Annotated in this window: 17 protein-coding genes, 1 tRNA gene and 1 riboswitch; of the genes, 11 read left to right on the top strand and 7 right to left on the bottom strand. The window is 43.3% G+C overall.

All coding sequences use genetic code 11. The annotated features are described in order from the left end of the window. Positions 1–164: 164 nt before the first annotated feature. Together FC98_RS15100 and FC98_RS15095 are read left to right on the top strand one after the other, a co-directional pair. A complete protein-coding gene (locus tag FC98_RS15100) occupies positions 165–1,199 on the top strand; it encodes a site-specific integrase (protein WP_235803562.1) in 1,035 nt (344 codons plus the stop codon). A gap of 41 nt (positions 1,200–1,240) precedes the next feature. After that, on the top strand, positions 1,241–1,423 hold the full coding sequence (locus FC98_RS15095) for a hypothetical protein (protein WP_235803564.1): 183 nt from the start codon (positions 1,241–1,243) through the stop codon (positions 1,421–1,423). A gap of 129 nt (positions 1,424–1,552) precedes the next feature. On the opposite strand, the gene FC98_RS01645 is transcribed toward FC98_RS15095, so the two are convergent. Both FC98_RS01645 and FC98_RS01640 read right to left on the bottom strand, forming a co-directional pair. Next, positions 1,553–1,624 (bottom strand) — tRNA-Arg (locus tag FC98_RS01645). 51 nt (positions 1,625–1,675) lie between these two features. After that, complete coding sequence (locus FC98_RS01640; protein ID WP_008855261.1) at positions 1,676–2,005, bottom strand: hypothetical protein; 330 nt, start codon at positions 2,003–2,005, stop codon at positions 1,676–1,678. A 482-nt stretch (positions 2,006–2,487) separates the two neighbouring features. On the opposite strand from FC98_RS01640, the gene FC98_RS01635 reads away from it, so the two are divergent. The 3 genes from FC98_RS01635 to FC98_RS01625 are packed head-to-tail and all read left to right on the top strand — an operon-like array spanning position 2,488 to position 5,662. Further along, positions 2,488–3,135, top strand: a complete 648-nt coding sequence (locus FC98_RS01635; protein WP_008855259.1) for an NAD(P)H-hydrate epimerase — start codon at positions 2,488–2,490, stop codon at positions 3,133–3,135. Positions 3,136–3,193: 58 nt separating this feature from the next. Then, on the top strand, positions 3,194–3,757 hold the full coding sequence (locus tag FC98_RS01630) for a M15 family metallopeptidase (protein WP_040470552.1): 564 nt from the start codon (positions 3,194–3,196) through the stop codon (positions 3,755–3,757). Between the two features lie 24 nt (positions 3,758–3,781). Then, entirely contained in the window at positions 3,782–5,662 is a 1,881-nt protein-coding gene (locus tag FC98_RS01625; RefSeq protein WP_056949097.1) for an FAD/NAD(P)-binding protein, read from the top strand. A gap of 375 nt (positions 5,663–6,037) precedes the next feature. Here FC98_RS01625 and FC98_RS01620 read toward each other — a convergent pair whose 3' ends face one another. Next, the gene (locus FC98_RS01620; protein WP_008855254.1) at positions 6,038–6,661 is read right to left on the bottom strand and encodes an LVIS_2131 family protein; all 624 of its coding nucleotides are present in this window, start codon (positions 6,659–6,661) and stop codon (positions 6,038–6,040) included. A gap of 503 nt (positions 6,662–7,164) precedes the next feature. On the opposite strand from FC98_RS01620, the gene FC98_RS01615 reads away from it, so the two are divergent. After that, entirely contained in the window at positions 7,165–8,103 is a 939-nt protein-coding gene (locus tag FC98_RS01615) for a linear amide C-N hydrolase (RefSeq protein ID WP_054654966.1), read from the top strand. Here the strand turns inward: FC98_RS01615 and FC98_RS01610 are convergent. Then, entirely contained in the window at positions 8,095–8,901 is an 807-nt protein-coding gene (locus FC98_RS01610) for an HAD-IIB family hydrolase (RefSeq protein WP_054654964.1), read from the bottom strand. The genes FC98_RS01615 and FC98_RS01610 overlap by 9 nt on opposite strands. Before the next feature lie 116 nt (positions 8,902–9,017). Then, a riboswitch (TPP riboswitch) is annotated at positions 9,018–9,107 on the top strand. A 213-nt stretch (positions 9,108–9,320) separates the two neighbouring features. On the opposite strand from FC98_RS01610, the gene FC98_RS01605 reads away from it, so the two are divergent. From FC98_RS01605 to FC98_RS01585, 5 genes are all read left to right on the top strand, one after another. Further along, a complete protein-coding gene (locus FC98_RS01605) occupies positions 9,321–9,914 on the top strand; it encodes an ECF transporter S component (RefSeq protein WP_054654962.1) in 594 nt (197 codons plus the stop codon). An 18-nt stretch (positions 9,915–9,932) separates the two neighbouring features. Next, on the top strand, positions 9,933–11,363 hold the full coding sequence (locus FC98_RS01600; RefSeq protein ID WP_008858046.1) for an ATP-binding cassette domain-containing protein: 1,431 nt from the start codon (positions 9,933–9,935) through the stop codon (positions 11,361–11,363). Further along, the gene (locus FC98_RS01595) at positions 11,360–12,013 is read left to right on the top strand and encodes an energy-coupling factor transporter transmembrane component T family protein (RefSeq protein ID WP_008858045.1); all 654 of its coding nucleotides are present in this window, start codon (positions 11,360–11,362) and stop codon (positions 12,011–12,013) included. Before FC98_RS01600 ends, FC98_RS01595 begins: the two co-directional genes overlap by 4 nt. 459 nt (positions 12,014–12,472) lie before the next feature. Continuing rightward, the gene (locus tag FC98_RS01590; protein ID WP_008858044.1) at positions 12,473–12,787 is read left to right on the top strand and encodes a hypothetical protein; all 315 of its coding nucleotides are present in this window, start codon (positions 12,473–12,475) and stop codon (positions 12,785–12,787) included. A 70-nt stretch (positions 12,788–12,857) separates the two neighbouring features. Then, the gene (locus FC98_RS01585; protein ID WP_008858043.1) at positions 12,858–13,043 is read left to right on the top strand and encodes an LBP_cg2779 family protein; all 186 of its coding nucleotides are present in this window, start codon (positions 12,858–12,860) and stop codon (positions 13,041–13,043) included. Positions 13,044–13,799: 756 nt separating this feature from the next. Here the strand turns inward: FC98_RS01585 and FC98_RS01580 are convergent. The 3 genes from FC98_RS01580 to FC98_RS01570 all read right to left on the bottom strand — a co-directional run bounded on the left by FC98_RS01580 (position 13,800) and on the right by FC98_RS01570 (position 16,496). Further along, positions 13,800–14,528: a glucose 1-dehydrogenase gene (locus FC98_RS01580; RefSeq protein ID WP_056949094.1), complete on the bottom strand. Its 729-nt coding sequence runs from the start codon at positions 14,526–14,528 to the stop codon at positions 13,800–13,802. 366 nt (positions 14,529–14,894) lie between these two features. Beyond that, positions 14,895–15,137, bottom strand: a complete 243-nt coding sequence (locus FC98_RS01575) for a zinc-ribbon domain-containing protein (RefSeq protein ID WP_040471940.1) — start codon at positions 15,135–15,137, stop codon at positions 14,895–14,897. Between the two features lie 195 nt (positions 15,138–15,332). Further along, positions 15,333–16,496 (bottom strand): hypothetical protein, encoded by a 1,164-nt coding sequence (locus FC98_RS01570; RefSeq protein ID WP_008858040.1) that lies wholly within the window; start codon positions 16,494–16,496, stop codon positions 15,333–15,335. Positions 16,497–16,660: the final 164 nt, after the last annotated feature.

The following is a 16,660-nucleotide window of genomic DNA, read 5'->3' as shown; positions in this document are numbered from 1 at the left end:
CAAAAGTTTTTTGTTACAACTGATGATTGTGTCCAGCCACTATGAGCCATGGTTGACCACCTTAAACAATCACGAATTTTACTTTTTACAGACGGTCAACACTTAACCTGTGGGTTATAATTAATCTGACTTAGCTAATTCGCCTCTCTAATGAGGTGAATAATGTGTCAATCAGTAAAACAAAATCAGGTTCATATCAAGTTAATGTTTACATTCCTAGTGATGTCCGTCAGGCATTGGGCGTGAGTCATAGCAGACTCGCCCAAGTCGTTAAAACTAAGCTGAAAGCCCACGAGCTTGAGACCAACTATCTTAACCAAATTAGTCAGGCCAGGATGGGCAAGGTCTCCAACTTAGCTGTTCATAACTCGGCCATCACTTTCGAAGACTTCTATAAAAAGGATTGGTTACCAGCTTATTTATCCGGTTCAACCGGTCATGCGGGACAAGTTCCCCGTTTATCAACATCAAATTTAACCCAGAGGCTGTTTCGGCTGCACATCCTTCCGTTATTCGGAAGCTACACGTTAATTGAGCTTAACAACAATCCGTCACTAGTCATTGATAAACTGAGTCAACACGCAATCACTTTTGCCAATGTAAAGCAGTTGTCTAGCTACACTAGTCAAGTCTTTGCAGAAGCCAAATATAGGAAGTATTTGAATTCAGACAATATCAGTCCTGAGATTCATCGCGTACCGGCAACCAGAAAGATTCAGTTAAAACGACATCGTGAAGTTAGCGGCGGGGATGCGCTGACAGTCAATGAACTGCTCGACTGGTTGAATGCAGTTGAATATGATTACCAGAGTCAGCAGCTCTGTCTTCAAGATTATGTGATGTTCTTCCTAACCTTATTCATTGGTGATAGAAAATCTGAGACGTACGGCCTTCAATGGTCTGACATCAGCTTAGAACAAGGCTATATCGACATCATTCACAGCTTGGATGAAAACGGCAACCTTCAACCAACTAAGGAAGGAAAACAGACTAGGTTTAAAATCACCCACAAATTAGTATTACTTTTACGTGTTTGGAAGACCAAGCAATGTCAACAGTTAACTGCGACTGGTATTAATATCACACCACAACAATTTGTATTCACCTATACAAATGCTAGAGGTCAAGTTAACCAACCGGTAAATCCGTTCTACTTGAATAACCGGCTTAAGACCATCCGAAGCGGCACCCTGAGTTAACTAAAACGCATCCCCATGCCTTAAGACACACCTTTGCGACAATTGCTCACCAAGGTGGCGCCTCTATGGAAGAGATTTCGAAGGCGCTTACTCACTCCGACACGAAAACCACTAAGGATTACGTTGATACTCCAGCGATTGTCACGTTATCAACTTTCAATAAGTTTGAAGGCCAACTCATGAGAGCAAAAGAAAAAGCCAGTAAGCTTAAACAGCTTTACTGACCAATGAAAGATACTCTCATAAACTCGTCATGATTCTCGTCATGGATTTAGACAAGCGCCAATCAATTTTTACTTTTTAGATACATCAAGTAGTCTTTGACTGCTTGGTATAACAACGTTTCACACCTATGCGTCCCCCGAGAGTCGAACTCGGATCATGAGGACCGAAATCTCATGTGCTATCCATTACACTAAGGACGCCTTACAAGATACTATTATAGCGAATTCTGAATATTAACACAACCGCAAACTTCAGGAAAATTCACGGGCAACGCGGTCAGCTTGGTCTTCTAAGTACCACATGAGCTTGTTGCCATCGGCTTGAAAGTCTGCTTCAAAAGAATCGCCAATTGGGTTGATCTTCTTGAGGAGTTCCTTCTTCAGCCCATAGACCTCGATCTCCTTGCCGACCAACTTACCAGTATCGTAATGGCCCTCTTCAGCCTCATCCAAATAACCTTGAAAAGCATCTTCAATTACCTGTTTCATTAGGCCCTCCCTGGTTGTTTCCGGGTGACGGGCCTTTTCAATTGCAAACTTATCTTCAAATTCATGCATGTTTTCTGGATAATCCAGTGACATAGTCTCACCTCATCAACTATTTTTAAGTGAATGGCAATTAGTCTTGCGCACCGTGTAAACACAGCTAGCTAATTTTAACTTAGGCATACTACAGCGATTCTCCCACCTAAGACAGCCATCCCTTTCACTACTTTCATATAATATATAGTAACATTAATTTTCCTAACGGTTTATTTCTTGCATTTCAGCGCCAATTAGATGAACATATACGTGAATGATGTTTTGATTCTAGGACAGCTGCGCAAAGCAGAAACCTGCGCCTAAGCCACCTCAACCAAAAATCCCAAAACAGGGATTTCTGTTCCTTGGCAACATTGCAGAAATGTGCTACACCAAGCAGAGACTTGCACCTAAGCCTTCTCCGCCAAAAATCCAACCCCAGGATTTCTGGCGGAGAAAACTTAGGCTCCAGTCTCTAACCGCTTGGTTCCGCACTCTAACCGCTTTGTTCCGCTCACTTTTACATTAGGAGGCATTTATTCATGGTACAAACAATTTCCGTCGCAGAATCACGCGAATTAGACGATAAAACAATCAACAAGATCGGTATCCCTTCCATGGTCTTAATGGAACGAGCTGGTCTTAAAATTTATGAAGATATGTTAAATAACCCAGCACTTGATTTAGGGAAAGTGCTCATTCTAGCTGGAACCGGCAATAATGGCGGTGACGGGTTGGTTGTTGCCCGGCTACTGTGCACCCACGGCTACGACGTCTCCATCGTCACGGTTGGCAACCCTGATCACGCCAGCGAGGACCACGTTAATCAGCAAAAAATTTGTGACTACTACCAAATTCCTAAGGCATTTATGAGTGATGACTTCAATAAGTACACCACCCTCGTTGACGGACTATTTGGCAGCGGCCTTTCACGAAATGTCGGTGGCGACTTTGCGACCGTGATCGATAAAGCCAACGCTTCAACGGCTAACATTCATGCGATTGATATTCCGTCTGGTTTGAACGGCGACACTGGTGAAGCCATGGGAACCGCCATTGAAGCTACCTCGACTTCAACGATCGCTTACGCTAAGGCCGGCATGGTCAAACCCGGTGCTGACAAATACACCGGCAAGCTATTTATTGACGATATTGGCATTTATAAAGGCAACTCATTTGATAATGAATAAATATTAACCTATTATTAGAGTAACTTGTTTAGTGCTGAACTTACCAGGAGGTGCCATCATGGCAAGCAAAAAGGATCAAGGATACGTTAACGTGCACGATGTTGACCCAGATATTATTGTTGATTTGAAATACGCAACCACTGACAACTTTACTCACCAAGTCGTTTATGATTTTGATCAAGCAATCTCTCGAATTGATACGGTCAATAAGCTCGCTGCGGCAAGTAAGGCCTTAAAGCAACAGGATTATCGTCTCAGAATTTGGGATGCATACCGACCAACCTATGCTCAGCGAAAGCTATTTGAAGTCTACCCTGATCCGATTTGGGTAGCCGAACCCGATCCAAACTTTAGCCATCAAAAGGGGGTTACTTTTGATCTGACGCTAACCGACATGGCTGGCAACAACCTTGAAATGCCAACCCCATTCGATGATTTTACCGGCTTAGCCAAACGGAGCGAATACGCCTCATGGACACCAGCGGCCCAGAAAAATTATGATACTTTAACGAATGCGATGACGGCGGCTGGATTTACTGGCTATGAAAATGAATGGTGGGACTTTCGGGATGTTGATGCAGATAAATTCGGCCCTCTGGAAGTTGATCCAAAAGACTACTAATAATAGAAACTAGGAGTAAGGAATATGAACGTTGGAATCATTGGTGCGGGGCCCCGCGGGATTGTCTTGACGTCCCAACTACTTAATCAATTTAAAAATCGCTTTGAACAACAGGAGAAACTGACAATTACCATTTTTGACCCGTACGGGATTGGCGGCCGAGTTTGGCGTAAAGATCAGTGGACTGGATTAATCATGAATACGCCAGCTGATCAGATTTCCCTCTTCACTGACGCATCGGTTAACATGACGAGTCGTGTGTTTGATGGCCCCTCACTTTTTGAATGGTCTTCAAGCGCTGAGGCACAAAAATATTTGACAACGAACGATTATCCAGAAACCATTAAAACGGCCGCAACCAACTTAGATGGCCGTGACTATGCACCTAGAGTCTTATATGGCGCCTACATCAATTGGTTTTATAAAGAACTCATCAAGCAGTGTCCAATCGAAGCCAACGTAACCTTGAAAAAAGTTACCGTTAATGGCCTTCAGTATCAATCTAATAACCAAATAACGCTAATAACTGATAGCGATAACTTCACGGTTGATAAAGTGGTCATGAGCCTTGGGCAGCAGGACAATTATCTCAACGACGAGGAACAGAAGCTTGCAACCTACGCGCAGGAAAATAAATTGACTTATATTTCACCAACTCACCCGGGTGATGCTAATTTAAACGACATCCCTGCTGGCGAAAGTGTGATTATCCGTGGTCTTGGGCTCAGCTTTTACGACTACGTGTCCGAGTTGACCCTTGGCCGGGGCGGCACCTACATGGACAACGATGACGGTAGCCTATCTTACCAACCAACCGGCCGCGAACCCCGGATCATTGCCGGTTCGCGCCGCGGAATCCCATACTATCCAAAAGCAATTAGCGAGAAAGGTTATGGCGAACAAACCAAGCCGGTCTTTTTAACTGACGAAAATATGGATAAGGCTTCCGTAGATGGTAAACTGCCATTTGCCGAGTTTATGCGCTTATTAAAACTCGATCTTGACCTCATTTATTACAGCCTTTTGATCAACGATAAGTTTCCTTATAAAAGCGTCACTGAATTTAAGGACCGCTTCATCAATTCTGAGAACCGGCCTGCGGTTTTAGCCGCTTTTGGCTTTGAGGAAGAGGATATCTTTGACTGGGATTACATCGTTAACCCCTTTAAGGACGTTCAGGTCGTTGGTACTGAAGATTATCAGTCAGTCATTGTGAACTGGTTAAATCAGGTAATCCCCGACGCTGAAAAGGGGTCTAAGACAGGGCCAGTATCGTCTGCACTCGAATTATTGCGAGACTTCCGACCCGTTTTTAGACGGATAATCGCTGCCGGCCGCTTTTCTAATGAAGATTATGTTAACAACTTTTTGGACAAGCTTAGCTCAGATATTAGTTTCTTATCAGTAGGAGCTCCCGTTTTACGAAGCCGGCAACTCTCTGCCCTTATTCGAAGCGGGGTCGTTACCATCTTGGCACCAGGAATGAAAATCAAGACCCAAAGTGGTTGGTTCGTGACCGCATCACCTAAGCGAAACACAGATGTCTTCAAATCAGCCTCCTTGGTGGAAGCCCGGGTTCCAAAACCTGATTTAGATATCACTGCTAATCCGTTATTAGAAACCTTGGTTGATAATCAATTGGCCCGAACAAAAACGTTACTGATAGGCGACAAAGATGTTCGTTTGGCAGCCGTCGACGTTCAGCCTGACTCCGATCAACTTATTGATAAGGGTGGCGCTCAGCAGCCCAACGTTTATATTTGGGGCATACCACTTGAAGGCTTGCGGTTTGCGACCAATGCGAGCCCTCGTCCTGGCGTCAATGATATTAATCTACAAACTGCTGATAAGATTGCTGCTAATGTGTTGGAGTTAAAATCGGCTGAGGATGTTGATATGAATTAATTAAATTTGTAAATTTTGAGCATCTCTGCCAAGTGGGCGGGATGCTTTTTTGTGTATGAAAAAGTCACGGCGAATGAATGCCCGTGACTTGGTGTGATGGCTATTTTATTGATTAGATATAGTGGATTAAAATCATTTTGAAATACAAAAGGTTGCACTGAAGCACCACGACCAGAAGCACCTAAGTCTCTCCCACCAAAAATTTCATCCCGAATTGTGTGCCTTATGTACTGAGATCTCGTCCCTTAGCCCTCATAGATTAGGACAGCTCCGCAAAGCAGACGCTAGACATATAAAGGACTCACCCCTAAAATCCAAGCCCATGATTTTAGGGGTGAGTCCTTTATATGACCGCGTCTAACCGCTTTGCTCCACTCACTTTACCTTCATAAACGACCGATCCGGTATTCTAATCAAACTAAATCGGTTTGCTTGGCGACCCGCGTGTAAGCCAATGCCATTAAACCAATTTTTCTTATACGTCGCCGTGACCGTTGCCACCCATGCGTGTTGATAGCGGCTATCCAAATGGTCTAACCATTCTTTGTTCCATTTATACGTCTCTGCTTGCAGGTTCAAATTACTCTTACCATATACCACAGTTGCGTTTAGACTATCAACCTGGTATTTGCGGCCTTCTACGTAATATGTATAGTTTTGAATTGGATTTCTACCAGAACCGTTTTGAACTTCAACATAGTCAGAGCGATCATTCTTGTACCGAATAATCAGTGGTTTGTAACTATAACTAGTGGTGATCCGGTTCTTGTCCATTTTGGCAACGTCTTGGAAAAATGTGGCGTAAGACATCCCCCAAAGCGCCAGCAAAAACACAACCAGTTCGGCACACGAGACGCCAAAGTTTGGCCACGTAAAGCTTTTCTTGGTTGTGACAATCAATTTCAGCCGACGAGCCCGCATGTCGTGGATCATCCAGACCAAATATACCAACAAGATAAGCCAAAAGGCCATCCCAATTAAATTCCAGGCGGATTTCATAATTACTCCCCTTTTTACTTGTTATTGAGTTTAGTTTACACTATTTTAGAGTCGAGTGCGAAGCCAAGCGCTTAGAAACCGGTGCCTAAGTCTCTTCCACCAGAAATCCCGGGCTTGGATTTTTGGTGGAAGAGACTTAGGTGCAGGTTTCTGCTTGGTGCAGCACGTCTCCACTATGTTGCCTAGAAATTTAAACCCCAGGTTTGGGTTTGAGTCGGAGGTGACTTAGGTGCAAGTCCCTGCTTATTTTCGCACGTTACCACTATGTTGCCCGATCATGTTTCTCAATGTTGCAAAAAGCTAGAAATCCCGGGCTTGGATTTTTGGTGAAAGAGGCTTAGGTGCAGGTTTCTGCTTGGCTTCGCACGTTACCACTATGTTGCCTAAAAGCTTCTAAATCCTGGGTTTGAGTCGGAGGTGACTTAAGTGCAAGTCTCTGCTTATTTTCGCACGTTGCCACTATGTTTATCATGTTTCTTAAATGTTGTAAATGAGGTGATCCCATGTGTACCAGTCTAACCTTACAATCTGAAAACCAGCATGTCCTCCTTGGCCGCACCATGGATTTTCCGGTCCGCGCTAAGTGGCACCCAACACTAATCAATTCCACCAGTTATCAAACGGCGCTATCAGGTACCCGCAAGTTAATTTATCCTTACGTTGGGGGTGGGCGTCACGTTGGCAATACTCATATTCTTATTGCCGATGGTGTCAATACCGCCGGGCTAAGCTGTGCCGAATTGATGTTCCCGATAAAAGCACATTACCTAAAGAAGGCTGTTTCGGGTAAGCTAAACTTAACCCCTCAGGACTTTCTCCCCTGGGTTCTTGGTGAGCATATTTCCATCGCTGAAGTCATCGCCGACCTAGATCGCATTGCCCTTATTGGTAAAAATTGGCTGGCTGGCAATGAAGTCTTTGCGTTTCACTGGATCCTAGCTGATCAAACTGGCCGGACGTTAATCGTTGAACCAACCATTAATGGCGTTGAGGTTATTGCTGATTCAATCGGCGTACTGACAAATTCACCAACCTATCCAGAACACATGAAACGATTTCAGCAACGGTTAGCAGTCTCACCTACCATCAGTGCCTTAAAACAAAAGGCCCACCAGATTGTCCTAACTCAACGGGTGCCAGCCGCTACCAACACGCCAACGTCACGTTTTCTGGAAGCTGCTATTATCAAATTGGGAAGTGCGACCCTTCCAAATCAATTTGCGGCCCGCAACCGACTGTTTAATATTTTAAACGCAGTTGCCATCCCATATCAACCAACGATGAACGACCACCCCAATTTTAACTATACGCATTACATTTCAATTCTTGACACATCAAATCAAACCTACTTCTTCACGTATCACGATTCAAATCAAGTCTTCAGCTTCTCATTGCCGGAACTGCTTGACCACTATCCGAAAACAAACCAGTTTCTAGCTTAAGTACTTTGTGATTTGTTGCTGAACGCCCTGTTCGTTATTTGTCTTTTCAGTAATTTGATCAACTTTAGCTAGTAAATCAGCAGCCGAATTTTTCATCGCAAAGCCGTCTTTGACCGCACTAATCATTTCGAAGTCATTACCATTATCACCAAAGGCGGCGACGTCATCAAGCGATAAACTCCAGTTAGCTAACAGCGTTTCTAGGCCAGTAAGCTTGCTAACACCATCGACCATAACGTCTAATCCGTTCATACCAGAGGAAGTGGCTGCTAATCGGCCACTAAACTTATGATTAAAGTCACTTTGACGCTTGGCAACGCCCCCTGCTTCCCAGGTAATATCCAACTTGTAGATTGAATCAAACACCAGCTTTAAGTCAGCCATCGACTGCATGTTTTCGTAAAAATACTGGGAAGCCTGGAACCGTTTTGAGTCAGCTGGTAAATTGCAGTACGTGCCATTGCGGCCGACCAGAATAATTTCAGCACCAGCAAACTGCGGCTCTGATTCCAGATATTCCAGGGCGGTTCGCAAGACCGGATGATCAATGATTTCTTCGCCAACAATGACGCCGCGCTCATCAATCACTAACGCCCCATTGTTACAAATATACGAGATTGGGCCTGATATGTTCTTGAAGAGGCCAAGCAAATGCTGATACTGATTGCTGCTAGCCGAAACGAAGTGCATCCCCTTATCTTTCAATTGATCCAACTGAACTTGAAATTCTTTTTCTGCAAAGGTACCCTCGTCGTTTAAAAACGTACCATCCATGTCACTTGCAATTACTTTAATCACTGAAAAATCCTCCCACCATATTCACTCAACTAACCGTAAAAACCATACTTTCATTCTACAATGTCGTGAATTAGTTTGTAAATTACTTTTATATTTAGTATACTGAATTCAATCATACAACTTATCTGGGGTGCCTAGCGGCTGAGAAAAACCCATCGAACCTGATCTGGCCAGTACCAGCGAAGGGAGCATACTTCCGTTGTATTCAAATGGATTATTTGCAATTAGATGAATTTCGCAGCCAGGGTAAAACTTCACGTTTTGCGCTGGCTTTTTTGAATGCTTTTGATGGTTTTAAATGAGTTTTCGGGTGAGTGGCAACCATTGCTTTGACGCTTTTACGTTTTGCCAATTATTCCTCACCGTTAGCGCTCCAAATGGTTTGTATGAAAATCATATTATGGAGGTATTTACTATTCATGGACAATAAGACTCAAGCCGATACTAATCGGAATCATCAAAGTAAATGGACACTTCGTAACATTATCTTGATTGCTTTGATTGCTATTTTTACCGGAATTATTTTCTGGGGAGCGGGCTTTCTCTATACCGCACTAACCGTTGCCTTAACGCCAATTGGTGGCGCTCCGTTTGCAAACGACCTATTAATGGGTCTTTGGTGTATGGCTGGCCCACTTACTGGTTTTGTCGTTCGGACCTTTGGCTCAGCGTTCGTTGGTGAGTTCCTTGGGGCCGCCGTTGAAGTCTTTCTTGGTGGTCAATGGGGCGCAGGTGCTTTTATTTCCGGGATTGTGCAGGGAATTGGCTCCGAACTTGGCTTTACCTTTACCGGCTACAAACGTTACGACTGGGTTAGCCTGAACGCTTCAATTTTCACTACGGTTGTCGTGACCTTTGCTTGGGATATGATCAAGAATGGCTACAACAAGTTTGGCATTCCACTGTTGATCGCCCTCTTCATTACCCGTTACATCTCAACCTTCATTTTTGGTGGTGTTTTGACCAAGATGATCGTTAAGCTATTGGACCGTAGTAATGCATTTTCACTCTAATCATTAGGAGCTTTGATCATGACTGACGTTTCGATTAACCATTTCACTTATGAATACCCTAAGAGCAACGTCAAGGTATTAAACGATGTCGACATTACTTTCAAACACAACCATTTTTCCCTTCTAACCGGTCCATCCGGTAGTGGAAAATCGACCTTACTCTATTTTATCGCTGGATTATATCCGCACTTTATCGGCAATGATGCTCTGGGAGGCATCAAGTTCGGTGACACGGATATCAACCAAATTCCAAGAAATCAGGTAAGTCACTCGGTTGCAATGATGTTTCAAAATCCCAACCAACAGTTTGCCATGGACACTGTCATCCATGAAATGACCTTTGTGTTGGAGAATATGCTGGTTGATCCTGCCAAAATGGATGACATTATTAACCACGCACTCGCGTTTTGCGGCATTGACAAGTTACGGTCACGGATTATTAATACCTTGTCGGGTGGTGAAAAGCAACGGGTAGCTTTAGCTTGCATCGTTGCCATGGATCCACCAGTGATTGTACTGGATGAACCATTTGCCAGCATCGACCCTGATTCACGACTGGACTTAATCAAAAAGCTCAAATTGCTGCAGCAAGACCATGATAAAACCATCATTCTTGCTGACCACGACCTTAATGATTACCAAGGTGTCATCGACGAGTTCTATTATCTCGATCCGGATTCGCATCGCATTAGTTTACTAGATTCACAATCTGCTCAACACTTCTTCGATAATTTTAAAACCACGCAGACAATTAATAAGCGAATTGCGATTCCAACTGATGACGCACCAGCAATCATCAATATCAACGATTTCAAGCTCCAGCCACACCACTCATTGTTGCTTAAGTTGAATCAATTTAAATTTTATCAGGGCAAAACAACCTTGATCACCGGGGCTAACGGGATTGGTAAATCCACCCTGTTCAATGCCCTGACCAAGCTACTGCCTTACGATGGTTCAATCGAATATGATGGTAAAAATATCCAAAAGATCCGACCGTTACCCTACGCAAAGAACGTCACACTGCTTTTTCAGGATGCTGAGAATCAGTTCTTAAACATCACTGTTAAAGAAGAGCTTGATTTATCCCTTCAGAACAGGACTAACCAAGCATATTCTACCGATGACGTTCAGGCGATGCTCCAAAAGTTAAACATGGCTGGCCGCGATGAGCAGGTTGTTTATTCGTTAAGTGAAGGGCAAAAGAAAAAGCTTCAAATCATTGAAATGTTAATCATGAACCCACCTGTCCTCCTGTTAGATGAACCGTTTAAGGGGCTAGATTACCGTTCACTAGAGGTCGTGGTTGGCTTTCTACGCCGAGCAAAGGAATCCTTTAATCAAACTCAAATTATTATCTCTCATCAGTTATCCGGCTTGGATACTTTGATCGACTACCACGCCAACTTCGCTGATCAAAATCTGACTTACCAGGAGGTTATCAAATGAATCCTGGATTAAAACTTCTATTAGTGATGGCGATAGCCCTGGAGATTTCCTTCACACAATCATTGATCGTTAACATCATCTTAGTTGTCGTGAGTTTTGGCTACATCCTCATTCAACGGGTAAGCTTAAAGGCACTACTGGGGCTCATTTTCTGGCCGCTGTTTCCCGCAATTGGCTTGTTTGTATCACAATGGCTTTACGGAAGTGCCGGGATTCACTTTGCTTGGATCCTGTTTACTCGGATTTACGCCTATGTCTTTTTAGGGGCCACATTTACATTAACCAGCAGTATCACCGATTTGGCCCTAACCTTAGAGCAAGATTTTCGGTTGCCCTCTAAATTCGCATACGGGGTCTTGGCGGCGTTCAACTTGATGCCCAAGATTAATGAAGAAGTTAAAATCATCAAGACTTCTGCCTTGATGCGTGGTGAAGCATTGCATTTCTGGTCACCAAAACTTTATTTCAAAGCTATTTTATCGTCTATTCAGTGGTCGCAAAATCTCGCTGAAGCAATGACGTCACATGGATTTGTGGAGGATCAGGAACGAACCCATTACCGAGTAATTAAGATTACTGGCTTAGATTGGTTTTGGTTCATTGGCCTCTTTGCATGTGTACAAGGGCTGTTGTTCTTTATTAGATACTGATTATTAGGACCAACTCGCCTCCCTCAAAGGACAGCTGCGTCAGGCAAAAGCTTCCATATAGGCACCTTGGTCAAAAATTCCAAAACCAGGAATTTCTGCCCAAGGAGACTTATATTCCGACGGCCGTGGAACGCCTAGCCTACTTGGCAGTTTTTAACCGCCTGACTCCAATCCTTAACCGCTTTGTTCCGCTCACTTAAGCTTTTATTCCTGAAATTTCCTTTTTGCATTATAATAGGGTTAAGAGTAGAAAGAGTGTGTGGAAGAAGCATTGGCGATCAGAATATGATGCGTCGATCTCTGCTTCACGAAGCACCACTCAAATGGCGTGTGACGAGACACGGATGCTACGGTACCAAATAAAAATGATTTAAATCCCGTTTTTGGATTTAAATCATTTTTATCTTATAGGTTTCGTGACAGTGCCAGCAGAGCACGTTGAGGAAGAGGGCGTTTAACATGCGGGCAAACATGTTTGCATTTGCATTTGGTATCTTTGCACTAATTGTTGGCATCATTGTCGACTTATTTGGATTATTCGATCAGTTTTGGTCATTGTCTAGTGCTAAAACCGTTTTGATTGGTAGTATTACTTTATTGTTAGGACTAGCGTTTCTATCACTCCCCAACCGAATTGAACGCTACCTTGGCGAGGCGGCCGTTTCACTAGGGATGTTATATTACTTTTATATCCAGACTAACAATCTGTGGGTTGCCCTTGTGATTGTCGCAATTATCGCTGCGGTAATGGAATATGGGTTAAGACATCGTTAATGTGTGCCGATTGACTTTTTATTGCTATAATAGATATATGGCAACATGAGGTTTATCAAATGGAGGAATTATGATGGCAGAACAATTTAGTACCCTAGCTGAAGAAATTATTAATTATCAGAAGAAAAACGACATGCCTGATACTGCGTTAGCATTTAACTTGCATATTTCCGTTGAACGCCTCCACAATATCAAATCAATGGAATCGGAACCAACTCCAGATGAAAAAAGGACGATAGAATCGTTGGTAAGGTAGTGAGAGTGCGGAACCAAGCGGTTAGAAGCTGGAGTATAAGTCTCCTTTAACGGAAATCCCCGGGCTTGGGATTTTTGTTAAAGGTGCTTATGCGCAAGCTTCTGCCTGGTGGAGCACGTTTCTGCAATGTTGCCAATGAAGAAATCCCTGGGATTTTTGGGGGTTGTTAGCGGTGCTTATGTGGCAGTTTCTACTCTGCGGAGCAATCCTAATCCACACAGCCAACCCACCCCAACGTCATTTCATAGCTATTATTACAAGATTAAGGTGACCCAATTCAGGATTCAATTCCTGCTTTAGGTCACCTTTTTAGTTTGAAATTATACTCGTAAATTTATTGTCCTACTTTTACACTAACCAGTATTCACGATGTTTTCCAATGGATTCCATCTATACAGTAATCGTTCCCTTTCCAAACAGATTAGGACCGCTTCTCAAAACACAGGTTTGCGTGTAGGTATTTCAAGTGAAAATCCTCTAAGCCCACGGATTCCAGATCTAGGCTTTTTTAGGCTTCATAGAGTAGGACCGCTCCACAAAGCAGAAGTCTGCACCTAAGCCACCTCACTCAAAAAGCCCAAAACCAGGGATGCAGTTTAAATTTACATGGAGCTGGACTTCTAGGCTTCATAGAGTAGGACCGCTCCGCAAAGCAGAGACTTGCATCTAAGGTACTTCCGACTTAAGCCCAAACCCAGGCCTTAAGTCGGAAGTACCTTAGACTCCAGTCTCTAACCGCTTTGCTACGCTCACTTTTTACTGTGCCGTTAATCCGCCATCCACCACAAACTCCGATCTGGTTGAATAGCTTGAATCATCCGATGCCAGGAACAGCACCATTTTTGACACTTCCTCTGGCTCAGCCACTCTTTGTAGCGGAATAGCCTTGGCAAATTCCTTAATCACTGCCTCGCTATCACCCTGATGAATCATTGGCGTTGAAATCACGCCCGGATGGACTGAATTTACCCGAATTCCTGAATGAGCCAATTGTAGTGCTGCTGCCTTGGTCATTCCTCTAACGGCAAACTTAGTATCCGTATATCCAATGGCACCGCCAACCAATCCATTCATCGATGAAATGTTAACAATACTGCCACCATTTTTCATTGCTGGAACCGAATATTTCATTCCTAAAAACACTGACAACTGATTAATTTTAAAAATCTTCATATAATCAGCCACCGTGGTATCTGCTAGCGATTTGTTAACACTAATGCCAGCATTATTAACTAAAATATCCAATTTACCAAATTTATCTGTTGTTGTGTTTACGACGTTTTTCCAATCATCTTCATTTGACACGTCTTGCTTTACAAAAATCGCCTGATCACCGAGTTCATTTGCTAATGCAGTTCCCTTTTCCTCATTAATATCAGTAATGGCAACTTTTGCCCCTTCATTAACAAACAATTTTGCGTGACTTGCGCCCATTCCTTGAGAAGCCCCAGTAATAATCGCAACCTTGCCATCTAATTTTTTCATGGTATTCCTCCTATAGTGAGCGGAGTCAGGCGCTTAGAAACCGAAGTGTAAGTCTCCTCCGAGGGAAATTCCCGATTCTGGAATTTTTCTCGGAGGTGCTTACGCGCAGGTTTCTGCCTGACGTAGCTGTCCTAAAACAAGTGAGTGGAACAAAGCGGTTAGAAGCTGGAGCCTAAGTTTTCTTGACCGGAAATCCTGGTTTTGGATTTTTGGGCAAGAAGACTTAGGTGCAAGCTTCTGCTTTGCGCAGCTGTCCTAAGATAAACATTCCTTCCTCATCCAACTAAATTATACATTATTGTTATGATTCCTATAAGATTTTTGCCTGGAAATTATCCTAAAAAAACACAGCTAACTTCGCTGTGTTTATGAGTGCTTTTTATGGAAGAAACGTTTCCAAAAGGATTCCCGCTTGGACACCCCGGCTTCTCCTTGTGTTTGGTGATATCGCTTCATCCCTTCTTTGTAGGGATTGCCAAACAACTGATTGTATGATGGCTTGGATTGCTCATGTTCCGGTAACTTTTTACCGCAATTTGGACAAATAACATCGTTGACAGTTAATTTGGCACCACAGTACGGACAAAATGCAAATTGATTTTTCGCCATTACCATCACCTCGATCGGGTTTCCGTGGCTAAGTAAACCCATGGTATAATTGCTTGTTTGATCTTACATAGAGTATGGGCGCTCCGCAAAGCAGAGACTGGCGCCTAAGCCTTCTCCACCAAAAATCCAAGCCCGGGATTTCTGGTGGAGAAAACTTAGACTCCAGTCTCTAATCGCTTTGCTCCGCTCACTTTCCTAATCCACTTCATTCTCCGCCAAATAGGCCTTCAGATAATCAAACGCCATTTCACGGACCGTTTCAATTCCTACCTGCTTAATTTGGAGTTCACCGTCATCATCAACGTCTAATAATTCGACGGTCACAACCCCCGTTTGCAAATCAAACGCCGTTGGGTAGCCCACAAAATTTTCCTGGTCATCTGTTTCAAACCTAATGATGTTTCGATAATTAATCGCCTGCATAATGATATTGACCAACATATTATCCGCATTATCAAAAGCTCGTTCAGCATTTAATACCGGTAAGGCAAAGTGCTTGGCTTTTTGATTAGCCGCCACAAACTTTTCAACAACTCGCAGGTAATCCGCATCCACAATGATTCGGCGAATATCATCATAACGAATCCATACATAGCCACCAAAGCGACCATTCATATCCACCACCAACATCACAAGTTCACTTTGATTATTCGCGATAATCTTACCAACGTAAAAGTACTTCCGGCCATCATTGGTGTCAATGATCAACCAACTTTGATCCGTCCGCAATTGCATCGCTCTAGTCTTAAACTGGTTTTGATCGGTAATCACCACGTCATCAGTATGGTTCGCCGGCTTAATCAATTCCAACGTGTTCTGCAATAATTGCAATTCGGTCCCACCAAATTCAATCCCCCGAATATCAGCGAATTTAATCACATATTTCGGCCGTTTAGAAAAGTCGTACTTATTGATATTTTGAAAAGCAATGCCATCAGCTTGAATCTCGCTAATTAAGCCTTCATTATATTTCAATTCGTCAAAGTTCTTAGTAATGATCAGTGATACTCGCTGGTCTTCGTGGAGCGTCTTCAACACTCGGTCAAACAGGGAGTCACTCATCTTGATCGGCATATCAAACGGTGGATTGACAGCCATGTGGTGCTTTTCATCAAAGGCAATCCGCTCCTTCATGCTTGCCAAGTCATAGCTGTCAGTTTCAAGCCGCTTAACGGAACTAATTTTTAGGTAAACTTCCCCATCTTGGAGACCATAGTCGTTATAAGTGATCATGATAAAATCCTTAGAGCTCAAATACTGAATAATTCCGGTGTAAACAATGTCACTATCTTTTTGAAACGCATTAATTAACAGTTCATCGATTTGCGCAGCTCGTAGCTTGTCGTATATGGTTTTCACGGTTTATCTCCCTTCTTTCGAGGATAAAATTAGTTGTCGGTTGGATTAGCATGAGGTCAGTTGCAAAATAGTGAGCTGCGTGGACATCATAACTGATTTTCTTTTGTTACGTAGAGTAGAACCACTTTGCTCCTGGCAACATTGCAGAAACGTGCTACACCAAG

Source organism: Lentilactobacillus kisonensis DSM 19906 = JCM 15041, from assembly GCF_001434135.1.
Classification (GTDB): Bacteria; Bacillota; Bacilli; order Lactobacillales; family Lactobacillaceae; genus Lentilactobacillus; species Lentilactobacillus kisonensis.
This window is presented reverse-complemented; position numbering and strand designations above follow the sequence as displayed.

Coding starts and splice junctions, on each gene's coding strand:
- FC98_RS01640 (WP_008855261.1), bottom strand. CDS start 2,005: ATGTCACTGGATTATCCAGAAAACATGCATGAATTTGAAGATAAGTTT.
- FC98_RS01635 (WP_008855259.1), top strand. CDS start 2,488: ATGGTACAAACAATTTCCGTCGCAGAATCACGCGAATTAGACGATAAA.
- FC98_RS01630 (WP_040470552.1), top strand. CDS start 3,194: ATGGCAAGCAAAAAGGATCAAGGATACGTTAACGTGCACGATGTTGAC.
- FC98_RS01625 (WP_056949097.1), top strand. CDS start 3,782: ATGAACGTTGGAATCATTGGTGCGGGGCCCCGCGGGATTGTCTTGACG.
- FC98_RS01620 (WP_008855254.1), bottom strand. CDS start 6,661: ATGAAATCCGCCTGGAATTTAATTGGGATGGCCTTTTGGCTTATCTTG.
- FC98_RS01615 (WP_054654966.1), top strand. CDS start 7,165: ATGTGTACCAGTCTAACCTTACAATCTGAAAACCAGCATGTCCTCCTT.
- FC98_RS01605 (WP_054654962.1), top strand. CDS start 9,321: ATGGACAATAAGACTCAAGCCGATACTAATCGGAATCATCAAAGTAAA.
- FC98_RS01600 (WP_008858046.1), top strand. CDS start 9,933: ATGACTGACGTTTCGATTAACCATTTCACTTATGAATACCCTAAGAGC.
- FC98_RS01595 (WP_008858045.1), top strand. CDS start 11,360: ATGAATCCTGGATTAAAACTTCTATTAGTGATGGCGATAGCCCTGGAG.
- FC98_RS01590 (WP_008858044.1), top strand. CDS start 12,473: ATGCGGGCAAACATGTTTGCATTTGCATTTGGTATCTTTGCACTAATT.
- FC98_RS01585 (WP_008858043.1), top strand. CDS start 12,858: ATGATGGCAGAACAATTTAGTACCCTAGCTGAAGAAATTATTAATTAT.
- FC98_RS01580 (WP_056949094.1), bottom strand. CDS start 14,528: ATGAAAAAATTAGATGGCAAGGTTGCGATTATTACTGGGGCTTCTCAA.
- FC98_RS01575 (WP_040471940.1), bottom strand. CDS start 15,137: ATGGCGAAAAATCAATTTGCATTTTGTCCGTACTGTGGTGCCAAATTA.